Annotated in this window: 11 protein-coding genes; 8 read left to right on the top strand and 3 right to left on the bottom strand. The window is 30.5% G+C overall.

From position 1 onward, the window contains the following. Nucleotides 1-158: 158 nt before the first annotated feature. On the bottom strand, nt 159-491 hold the full coding sequence (locus B3N22_RS01325; RefSeq protein WP_073018980.1) for an LSm family protein: 333 nt from the start codon (nt 489-491) through the stop codon (nt 159-161). A gap of 225 nt (nt 492-716) precedes the next feature. Here B3N22_RS01325 and B3N22_RS01320 point away from each other — a divergent pair, with 225 nt between their 5' ends. The 7 genes from B3N22_RS01320 (at nt 717) to B3N22_RS01290 (ending at nt 7,933) form a co-directional block, all read left to right on the top strand. Further along, complete coding sequence (locus tag B3N22_RS01320) at nt 717-1,940, top strand: arginine deiminase (RefSeq protein WP_286904283.1); 1,224 nt, start codon at nt 717-719, stop codon at nt 1,938-1,940. Nucleotides 1,941-2,209: 269 nt separating this feature from the next. Further along, nucleotides 2,210-3,700 (top strand): DUF1538 domain-containing protein, encoded by a 1,491-nt coding sequence (locus tag B3N22_RS01315; RefSeq protein ID WP_286904281.1) that lies wholly within the window; start codon nt 2,210-2,212, stop codon nt 3,698-3,700. Then, the gene (locus B3N22_RS01310; RefSeq protein WP_286904280.1) at nt 3,690-4,388 is read left to right on the top strand and encodes a P-II family nitrogen regulator; all 699 of its coding nucleotides are present in this window, start codon (nt 3,690-3,692) and stop codon (nt 4,386-4,388) included. The genes B3N22_RS01315 and B3N22_RS01310 overlap by 11 nt, the downstream gene beginning before the upstream one ends. Nucleotides 4,389-4,701: 313 nt before the next feature. After that, nucleotides 4,702-6,060, top strand: coding sequence for a hypothetical protein (locus B3N22_RS01305; RefSeq protein ID WP_286904278.1), 1,359 nt, complete (start codon nt 4,702-4,704; stop codon nt 6,058-6,060). Between the two features lie 17 nt (nt 6,061-6,077). Continuing rightward, entirely contained in the window at nt 6,078-6,356 is a 279-nt protein-coding gene (locus tag B3N22_RS01300; RefSeq protein ID WP_097005193.1) for a hypothetical protein, read from the top strand. A gap of 511 nt (nt 6,357-6,867) precedes the next feature. After that, the gene (locus B3N22_RS01295; protein WP_021803634.1) at nt 6,868-7,089 is read left to right on the top strand and encodes a DUF1659 domain-containing protein; all 222 of its coding nucleotides are present in this window, start codon (nt 6,868-6,870) and stop codon (nt 7,087-7,089) included. A 241-nt stretch (nt 7,090-7,330) separates the two neighbouring features. Next, nucleotides 7,331-7,933 carry a sigma-70 family RNA polymerase sigma factor gene (locus B3N22_RS01290; RefSeq protein ID WP_238907497.1) on the top strand — a complete coding sequence of 201 codons (603 nt, stop codon included), beginning with the start codon at nt 7,331-7,333 and terminating at the stop codon, nt 7,931-7,933. Nucleotides 7,934-7,997: 64 nt separating this feature from the next. On the opposite strand, the gene B3N22_RS01285 is transcribed toward B3N22_RS01290, so the two are convergent. Next, nucleotides 7,998-8,210 carry a DUF2922 domain-containing protein gene (locus B3N22_RS01285; RefSeq protein WP_238907496.1) on the bottom strand — a complete coding sequence of 71 codons (213 nt, stop codon included), beginning with the start codon at nt 8,208-8,210 and terminating at the stop codon, nt 7,998-8,000. 37 nt (nt 8,211-8,247) lie between these two features. Continuing rightward, the gene (locus B3N22_RS01280) at nt 8,248-8,472 is read right to left on the bottom strand and encodes a DUF1659 domain-containing protein (RefSeq protein ID WP_238907495.1); all 225 of its coding nucleotides are present in this window, start codon (nt 8,470-8,472) and stop codon (nt 8,248-8,250) included. A gap of 359 nt (nt 8,473-8,831) precedes the next feature. On the opposite strand from B3N22_RS01280, the gene B3N22_RS01275 reads away from it, so the two are divergent. Continuing rightward, nucleotides 8,832-9,221, top strand: a complete 390-nt coding sequence (locus B3N22_RS01275) for a hypothetical protein (protein WP_238907494.1) — start codon at nt 8,832-8,834, stop codon at nt 9,219-9,221. Nucleotides 9,222-9,683: the final 462 nt, after the last annotated feature.

The raw sequence follows: 9,683 nt of genomic DNA, 5'->3' as shown, positions 1-9,683 counted from the left end.
ATATCTCACTTTACACTATCATAAAGTTTTCTCTAATAATACTAAATTTATAGTTATATATCAATAAAAGAAGGTGAAGAAATAAATTATTTTCTCCACCTTCTTTTGGTTAAATATTAAATCCAAGGTAATAAAATGTAAACTGATTTAATTTAAAACTATACTGCATTGTGAACGAAGGATGCTATTCTATCAACTGGTATATCACTAACTGCACCAGTATTAAAAGGTCTTCTATTACCATTATGGTTGCAACATTGATTGCTATTTCCTGAATTTATTTGATAATACTCATCACAAGCGCTACCTAAAGGGCATGCTGGGGGAGCCCCTGTTTCATTTAATAGCCTTATGAAAGTTGGGTTTACTGCTAAAAGTACTCCTGTAAACCCTTGACCAGATAAACCTCCACTTGTTGTGAATACTGTAACTGTTTCACCTATATATCTAGCCATATGAGCTACAAAATTACAATCTGAACCGTTAGCCATTTTGAATTTCCTCCTCTGTAATAAATTTATCATTAAGCTTAATGATATGAGACAAAGTATCTTGATATATATTATGAGCGAAAGATTTATGTTGTTACAAAAAAATACAAAATATTTATAGAAAATACATTTATATACAATTAGGGATGGCGAAATATATTTGTATAATATACTCTCCTCTTGGCAAACTAATTTTTAGAAAATCCAATAGAAAGGCTGTTAATTATGAATAATACAAATGGAATATCAGTTTATAGTGAAATCGGAAAACTTAAAACTGTTTTACTACATTGTCCAGGATCGGAGTTAGAGAATATAGGACCTGCACACTTGCAACAGCTTCTCTTTAACGAAATTTTATATATAAATAAAGCTCAAAAAGAGCATAATCAATTCTCAGATATTTTAAAAAAAGAAGGAGTTGAAGTTCTTTATATAACAGAACTTATGGCTGAGGTCTTAAAAGATAATAAAATAAGGAAAGAATTTTTGGATGACTTTTTGAAAGAAGGAAATGCAGATGTAACTGGCTTAAAAGAAAACATCCTTGAATATTTAAAGCAGTTTTCACCAGAGGAATTAATAAAGAAATGTATTGGAGGAATAAAAAGAGGGGATATACAAGATAAAAGAGCAAATAATCTCGAAAATATGGTGAAAAATGCTCATCCTTTTTACATAGACCCTATTCCTAATTTATATTATCAAAGAGATATATTTGCCTCTGTAGGAAAAGGAATTTCCTTAAGTGTAATGGCAAATAAAGTGAGAGATAGGGAGGTTTTATTACCTGAATACATATTTAAATATCATCCAAGATTTAAAGGTACAGAGATGTGGTACCATAGGCAAAAGGCACACACCATAGAAGGTGGAGATATATTAATCTTATCTGATAAAGTAGTTGCCATAGGGATAAGTCAAAGAACCCATCCAATAGCTATAGAAAAGTTAGCGGAGAAACTACTGTCATCATCAGAGTCTTTTGAAGTGATTTTAGCCTTTGATATACCTAAAGAAGATGCCTATATACATTTAGATAGAGTATTTACAATGGTTGATTACGATAAGTTCACTATATATCCACAAATACAGGAACCACTAGATGTTTATAGTATAACTATGGATAAAAATAATAAAATAAAAATCCTATATGAACATGATGATTTAGCAAAAATATTAGCAAAACATCTTAATTTAGGTACAGTTAATTTAATAAAATGTGGAGATGGAGATCCGATAGCTGCTAACAGAGAGCAATGGAGTGATGGAAGCAATACTTTAGCTGTAGCGCCAGGAAAGGTTATATGTTATGACAGAAATTATATAACTAATAATGCTTTAAGAAAAAATGGCGTGGAGGTTTTAGAAATAGAATCTTACGAGCTGTCTAGAGGCGGTGGAGGCCCTAGGTGTATGAGCATGCCTATAGTTAGAGATAAATCGTAAAAGTGACAACTAAAACCACATAAGTTTTCACTTTATTTCAAAAATACTAATTTAGTGAGAAAATATTATTAAAATATTATCTTTAAGCGATTATTATTAGAATTAATATATAAAAAACAAATAAAGTGAAAACTTGAGTATGGTACTGTATGAAGTAGTATTTAAGAAATAAATTAATGAGAAGGCTTCTCTAATGAAAAAACAATTATGAATTTTTTGTTACAATATAAATATATGCGAAAGTAATTAAGAGAGGACGTGAGTATTATTTGAGGGAGCTTTTAAGTAAATTCAAAGAAGTTACAGTATCAGTATTGCCTATAACTATAATTGTGTTAATACTTAATTTTACCATTACTCCTATAGAGTCAGATCTAATATGGAGATTTCTAATTGGGGCTGTATTTATAATAGTTGGATTAGGAATATTTTTATTTGGTGCTGACTTAGGAATTCAACCCATAGGAACTTTAATGGGGTCAACACTAACAAAAACTAAAAAAATACCAATAATAATTTTATTTGGTTTTGTTCTAGGATTTTTTATAACCATAGCAGAACCAGATTTGCAAATACTAGCAAAACAAGTAAATGAAGTTACATCTGGAGCAGTATCACAAGCTGTATTATTGATAGTTGTTTCTTTAGGAGTAGCAGTGCTACTTGTAATAGGTTTATTAAGAGTAGTTTTTAATATAGCCTTATCTAAAATTTTAACAATTCTTTACGGGATAATATTATTACTATCTATCTTTACTTCATCTGGTTTTTTAGGAATATCTTTTGATGCGGCAGGAGCCACAACAGGATCTATGACAGTTCCTTTCATATTAGCTTTAGGTTTAGGAATAGCATCTGTAAATGGGAAAAAAACATCAGAAGAAGATAGCTTTGGGCTAGTAGCTATAGCATCTATTGGACCTATAGCATCTGTACTCATAATGAGTATCATATCAAAAGTTGAAATTTCAGCAGAACTTTCTAATAATAAAAGCGAAGCTGTAAATGGAATTCTTTCTCCTTATATACATGAGATACCAAAGATACTATTAGAAGTAGCAGTAGCCTTATTACCATTAGTAGTACTATTTTTAATATTTCAAATAATATATTTTAAATTATCAAAAAAGAAATTTATGAAAATACTAAAGGGAATGGGATACACATTTATTGGATTAGTTTTGTTTTTGACTGGAGTAAATGCAGGATTTATGGAAGTCGGAAGCGAAATAGGAAGAGCAGTGGCTTTATTAGAAAATAATTGGATTCTTATACCAATAGGGTTTATACTAGGATTTACAGTTATATTTGCAGAACCAGCTGTTCACGTATTAAATGAGCAAGTTGAAGAGGTTACAAGTGGTCATATAAAGAAAGAATTTATATTATATACACTATCTATAGGAGTAGCAATAGCAGTTTCATTATCTATGATAAGGATAATGGTACCTTGGATGAAATTAGCATACTATCTATTACCAGGATATATAATAGCTATAATTCTTTCATATAAGGTTCCTAAAATATTTGTAGGAATAGCATTTGATTCAGGGGGAGTAGCCTCAGGTCCTATGACCGCAACCTTCATTTTAGCCTTTGCACAAGGGGCAGCAGATGCCATAGATAGTGCAAATGTTCTTATAGATGCATTTGGTGTAATAGCAATGGTAGCATTAACACCACTTATAGCCATACAAATTTTAGGGTTGATTTATAAACGTAAGACCATGAAGGAGGGAGTTCAGTTAGATGGTAAGTAATCCAAGAAACTCTGGGTATTCAATGTTTATAGCGATAGTTAACTTTGGAGTTGGAAGTAAAATATTGAAAGAAGCAAAAAAAGAAGGAGTATCAGGCGGAACCATATTTTTAGGAAAAGGAGCAGCAAAAAATCATATGCTAGAACTATTAGGACTAGATAAGGTGAAAAAAGAAGTAGTCTTAATGGCTTCTTGTAGTGATATTGAAAATAAGGTTCATGATGTACTAACCAAAAAATTTGCTCTCCATAAACCTAATCATGGAATACTATTCTCAATTGAAGTTAACAAAGTATTTGGATCAAGGGTATGTAGTGCAAATAGTGAAAAACAAGAGGGAGGATCTATGGAAGATTTAAAGGAAAAAAATGATTATGAAGCTATTTTCACCATAGTGGATAGAGGAAATGCAGAAGATGTTGTAGAAGCAGCTACACTAGCTGGAGCACAAGGTGGAACTATAGTCAATGGAAGAGGATCTGGAGTCCACGAAAACAGCCAATTCTTTGGAATGACCATAGAACCAGAAAAAGAAATAGTCATCATACTCATCGAAAAATCAAAAACAAATGATGTTGTAACAGCAATTAGAGAAAAAGTTGACATAGATGAACCTGGCAAAGGAATAGTATTCATAATAGATGTAAACAAAACTTCAGGTTTGGTAAACGTAGATAATTTATTATAAAATAAGATATTTTTAAAAGCACTGATTCAAGGGAGTCAGTGCTTTTTCATTGTATAGAAAAGTGAGAAAATAAGAGGTTTTTATAGAACTCAAATTATTTAAAAACCAATATCGAGATTAAATATAAAAATATCAAATAGGCTATGGATTAATTCCCTAAGGGGCATGGAGCCAGCCACTTTCCTATTTAAGTAAAAGTTTTTACTGAATTTAAATTCTAAAAGCAAAACTTGTCTCCTTTAGTAAGATTATGTATAATAATTGTAAATAAGTTAACAAAATGCTTATATATGGTACAGAGGGAGGGGACAGATTGGCAACTCTTAATATGGGAAATAGCAATATTATAGGAATATCCTATAGTGATATGAATAAGATGAAAAGCAATTTAAAGAAATCTCAACAGATGCTTGAAACTTCTCAAAGAAATGTAGGTACAGCAAGAGTGCAACTACAGGTAGATAGAGGAAGATTAAGAGTAACAGAAGATAGTTTATCAAGTATATATAGTGAAGAATCAAAAAGAAAAGCTAAAATAGATAAGATGTGTAGCAATATAGACTATACGATAAGAAGATTTAAAGAAGTGGATTCAAGATGCGCTCAAAGGATAAGAGCTATAGGAAATAGTTATAACACTAAAACAAGTTTATTTGATAAAATAAAAAATGTAATGCTAAGTTTAGGAAGATACCTATTTGGAGGAGGGACTTCTTTATTAAATGAAGGTCAAGATGCATTTAATAATTTAGGAAGCAATAATTCAAATGGATACTATAGTTTTATTGGGATGGGAGCTGGAGTTGGAAATTATTCTGCTATGGCGAATTCACAATATTCTATGGGAGGCTTACTTTTAGCTGGAACTAATATGTTTGCATCTTACGCTAATAAGTATCCTACAATAGGAATGAATTATAGTGGTGCTGGTGGTGGAAAAGTAGATAATGAGGACACTAAAGAAGACGGCTATATATGGAAATCTATAAAGCAAGTATTTCTTGGAAACTATACAGATGAACATACTGGACTTGGATCAGTTGGACAAATAGCGTTAGGTTTTACTGGTATAGATTTTCTTGCTGATGGAAGAGATCTTGTTTATGATTTCACTCATTGGAGTTGGACTTGGGATCACGGGAAACAAACCGCGTTTGATATGATTGCTTTAATGCCTATAATAGGAGTAAGCAAAAATATTAAGAACGCTGCTAAATATGCAGACTTAGAAAAGGATGTTTTAAAGAATTCAGAAAAACTAATTGATGGAATAAAGCCAATTGAAAAAGGTGCAGATATTACTAAGGGGGCGGGTGAGGCTGTTAAAGGTGGATCCAAAATTGCTGATGATATTCTTAAACAAGGACAGAAAGCTTTAAATAATTTTGATATTAATTCAGCTTATGTTAAACCCAAACATTTATCTTCCAGTGCGGGTAAGGGTGCAAAATTTTTAGGAGATACAAAAGAAGCAGCTGAAGTAATATTAAAGGACGCTATGAGTAATGGAACAGTTCAATCAATAGCCGATAATGGCTTAACAAAAATGGGACAACAAAGCTATCAAATTGTAATTGATGCTGGAAAAGAAGTTGGTACAAAAGGGGAAACGTTAATTAAAATAGTTATTTCAGAAGATGGTGGAATGCTAAGCGCATATCCAATTAAATAGACCAGGAGGTAAAATATATGAACGTAATGGAAGGATTTTTGCAATCAGAAATTAATACACAAGAATTGTATGAGGAGATCATGAATTTTATAACTTCATATCATGTTAGAAATGGTGAGTTTGAGGGAAATGAGTATATAATAAAAAAAATGGATCAGACAAACTTTATCATATTTCCTGAATATGAGGACGAGGATGGAGAACGTGAAATCCATGCAGCTGAAGCTGTATATAGAGAAAACTTGATAAAAAGAATCAATGAATATGCTTCGAAAAAAAACATAATAATACATTAATATTTCCTAATCGTATGCTCCAGAAAATAGTGTAGATTTAATAAATTAATCGTATAGTTATAGACAGTTTGTTCAAGGAACTAGAATACTTTCAGAGGACAAACATCTTCAGGTACAATAGTGGAAATGTATATAGATAGTTCTACGGGTAAAAAATATAAGTTTTCCCAAAATATTAGAAGGAAAAGATCAATTAGAACCTTATACACTTATTACACTAAAACCTAGGCAAGGATTATTTAATAACAGTATTAAAGAAGAGAGTTGAAAAAGTAGCTCTCTTTTCTTTATATTAAAAATATTAAGAGGTGAAATATGGATGAGAGAAATACTATTCAAAAAATTAAAGAGCATCTAATTAAGAGAGAAATGTTAGCAACCATCTCCCTTCACCCCCACCAATTTTGCCTAGTCACATCCAACCTTCCCAAAACGAATAACCCACACCATCCCTCATCTTTAGACATATTATATTACTAAGTTTCATTTTTTGTGAAAGGAGGTAATAGAAATGACAGAGAGCATATTAACACGTATTTCTTTAGAAGTGGAATATAAAGCTGGCTTAGATAAAGAAGGAAAAGATGTGTTTAAGAAGCAGAGCTTTATAGGCATAAAAGAAGATGCTTCTGATGAGGCTTTATGCATAATAGGCAACTCAATAGGTGATGTTTTAGATACTCAAATATATAGAGTATCTAAAGGACTAAAGTATGAACTGATTAATTTATAAAAAAATATAAATTTGCTTTAAGGTAGTAATAGTCTAGTTTTAGACGTTACTACTTTTCTTTTTTAACTATATTTACCATACGGATTTCTATATTTCGACATATATATATTAATATCAAGTGAAAATTTTTTCATGTAGAAATTATTCTTAGTTGAATAAATAATGAGAAAATATCTCCCTCTTAATATAAGATTTAAAGGCTTAGTAATTATGCAAAAGATAAAAAAATTGAGGTGATTTTATGAGTCAAGATGACTGTGACTATGAATATATAGAACAGCTTGTGTATAGAGTTCAAAATGGTGAGATTGAGGCAAAAGATCAATTAGCTATAAGAGTTAAATACTTTATTAGAAGCATAGTTAAAAAGTATCATATCAATTCCTATAGGCGTAGAGATAAAGTCAGTGAAGGTTATGAGATTATGTTTAGATGCATCAAGGATTATGATGTAAAGAGAGGAAAGTTTTTTCCTTTTATAAGAAGATGTATAAACAATCACTTTATAAATTTATTAAAAGCCACTAAAAAAGGTGAATTTAAAGATGGAAAAAAGACTTTGATTATAGATGAAAAACTAGAGAATGTGCTATTTTATGAAATGGATTATCCAGAAGATATTTTATATGAAAAGTTTAATATAGAGGTTTTAAGAAAAGCTCTAAGATCATTAAATAAAAAAGAACTTGAGCTAATTAAGTATAGATATTATGAAAAAAAGACTCTAAAAACCTATGCTAAAGATAAAAGTATTGATTATAGCACTGCCATTAGGCGTAATAAGGCTGTTCTTGAAAAGTTAAAAAAGCTTATAAATAAGGAATTAAAAAACCATAGGGACTGATTAAAAAATTGTAAAAAGAGAGGCTGAGATAATTCAGCCTCTCAAATTTTTTTAAGGAATTAGTCTAAACTAATTCAGTGCTTCTTCTTTCATTTAGCTTTGCAGAGTAGAGAGAAACAAGATCATTACCTTTGGATGTGAAGATGTTTTGCTCTAGAATGTCATTAGCTAATTTGGTTACTTCTTCTTTAGTTAGGTCACTTCTAACATCTGAAATGGAGAACGTTGCCTTATCTCCACTTGAGGTTACAAATACAAGTGTTAAAGAATAATTCATTTTTTTCACCACCTTTTAATTATTTTTAATACATATATTAAGCTTCATCTATGATAGAAACTTCATTTAGCATAAAGTATCTAGTAGATGAGCTTAACACTGCAGCAATTGACTTTGCAACTATTACTACATTACTTACAGGAGCATCTACTTTTACATTAGAATAGCTCTTTTTTCTAAAGGTATCTGCACCAGCATCATTTGTTCCAGACTTTACTTCTATTACTAAAGAAGTGGTCTTTGGTTCTTTGATAGCCTCCATAATATCACCTCCTTTCAAAATAAAATGTCTATACTATATAAGTAAAACAATAAATAAAAAAGTGGCGTTTTTTAGAGAAAAAGTTTGTTTTTTTGTGAAAGAAGTCAGTGTTTAATGACCTTCTTAGAACTTCTACAGAAGGAATTTAATGGAGATGCACTTATACGCTGTAGAGACTCTTCCCAAGTCTCTTTAGATTCCTTTTAGGAACGCTCCTACAGGGTAGAAGTACATAGAATCATATAGTCATAGAATCATATAGTCATAGAATCATAGGATCATAAAATCATAGAGTCATAAGCTCATAAAGTAGCATAGTATAAATAGTAGATTAAATAGGTAATATCGGGGGAAGATTTATGAAAAATAAAAAAACTGAAGGATTAGGTGCTAATGATGAGATTACACAGGGAGGAGAATGGGTAAGTGGTGAAAAGCAGGTTGGGCAAACTATAGTAGATTTTGGGTTCGAACCTGAAGAAGTTTCTGTGAAGAAACAAGTGGAAGAAAAGAGCATATCAGTTCCTAAGATTGAAAAGAGGTTTAGTAGACTTAATTTTTTATCAGTAAATGATGAGGAGCCAACATTAAGAAAAACCTATAATCTTAAGGAATCTATCGTAATAATGATTAATCAATTAAAGCTTGTTCATCCAAATGCCAATGCAAGATTTAATTCTATAGTTGAAAAAGCAATAAAACACTACTATAAATACATTATGGAAGAAGGCGGAAGCCAAGAAGAGTAGATAAATTAGCATTAAGAAAAGAAACATCATGGATAAATAGTTAGAATTTATAATTTTATTAAATAAATATATCCTCAAAAGCATTGATTTAGATGAGTCAGTGCTTTTTCATTTCTAAAACTACCATAATAGTTTCTAAAAATGAGCCGTAGAGTAGGAGGAATGTATAAGAGTAAAGCTGTGTGGAATAAGGCGATTATATTTTTGAAGCATAAAGTTTAAACAAACTATTTTTATAAAATAAATAGTGGAATAGTATCCCATAGCATAGTCGAAACTTTTGTTATTATTCCTGTTTTCCAAGTATATGTAGAGGTGATATTATGATTATGCTAAGAAAAAATATAAAGGTATAATAGTTAGAATTATTAGTATATACAAATGTTGAAATAGATTAGATAGTGTAAAGTGAGATATGAAAAAAATGATTCTGGAAAAGGACAGAAAAATGAGTCTAATCAA

Source organism: Clostridium sp. UBA1652, assembly GCF_002320975.1.
Lineage (GTDB): Bacteria > Bacillota > Clostridia > Clostridiales > Clostridiaceae > Clostridium_T > Clostridium_T intestinale.
The sequence above is the reverse complement of the archived record's forward strand: the minus strand, read 5'-3'. Positions and strand labels throughout refer to the sequence as shown.

Coding starts and splice junctions, on each gene's coding strand:
- B3N22_RS01325 (WP_073018980.1), bottom strand. CDS start 491: ATGGCTAACGGTTCAGATTGTAATTTTGTAGCTCATATGGCTAGATAT.
- B3N22_RS01320 (WP_286904283.1), top strand. CDS start 717: ATGAATAATACAAATGGAATATCAGTTTATAGTGAAATCGGAAAACTT.
- B3N22_RS01310 (WP_286904280.1), top strand. CDS start 3,690: ATGGTAAGTAATCCAAGAAACTCTGGGTATTCAATGTTTATAGCGATA.
- B3N22_RS01300 (WP_097005193.1), top strand. CDS start 6,078: ATGAACGTAATGGAAGGATTTTTGCAATCAGAAATTAATACACAAGAA.
- B3N22_RS01295 (WP_021803634.1), top strand. CDS start 6,868: ATGACAGAGAGCATATTAACACGTATTTCTTTAGAAGTGGAATATAAA.
- B3N22_RS01290 (WP_238907497.1), top strand. CDS start 7,331: ATGAGTCAAGATGACTGTGACTATGAATATATAGAACAGCTTGTGTAT.
- B3N22_RS01285 (WP_238907496.1), bottom strand. CDS start 8,210: ATGAATTATTCTTTAACACTTGTATTTGTAACCTCAAGTGGAGATAAG.
- B3N22_RS01280 (WP_238907495.1), bottom strand. CDS start 8,472: ATGGAGGCTATCAAAGAACCAAAGACCACTTCTTTAGTAATAGAAGTA.
- B3N22_RS01275 (WP_238907494.1), top strand. CDS start 8,832: ATGAAAAATAAAAAAACTGAAGGATTAGGTGCTAATGATGAGATTACA.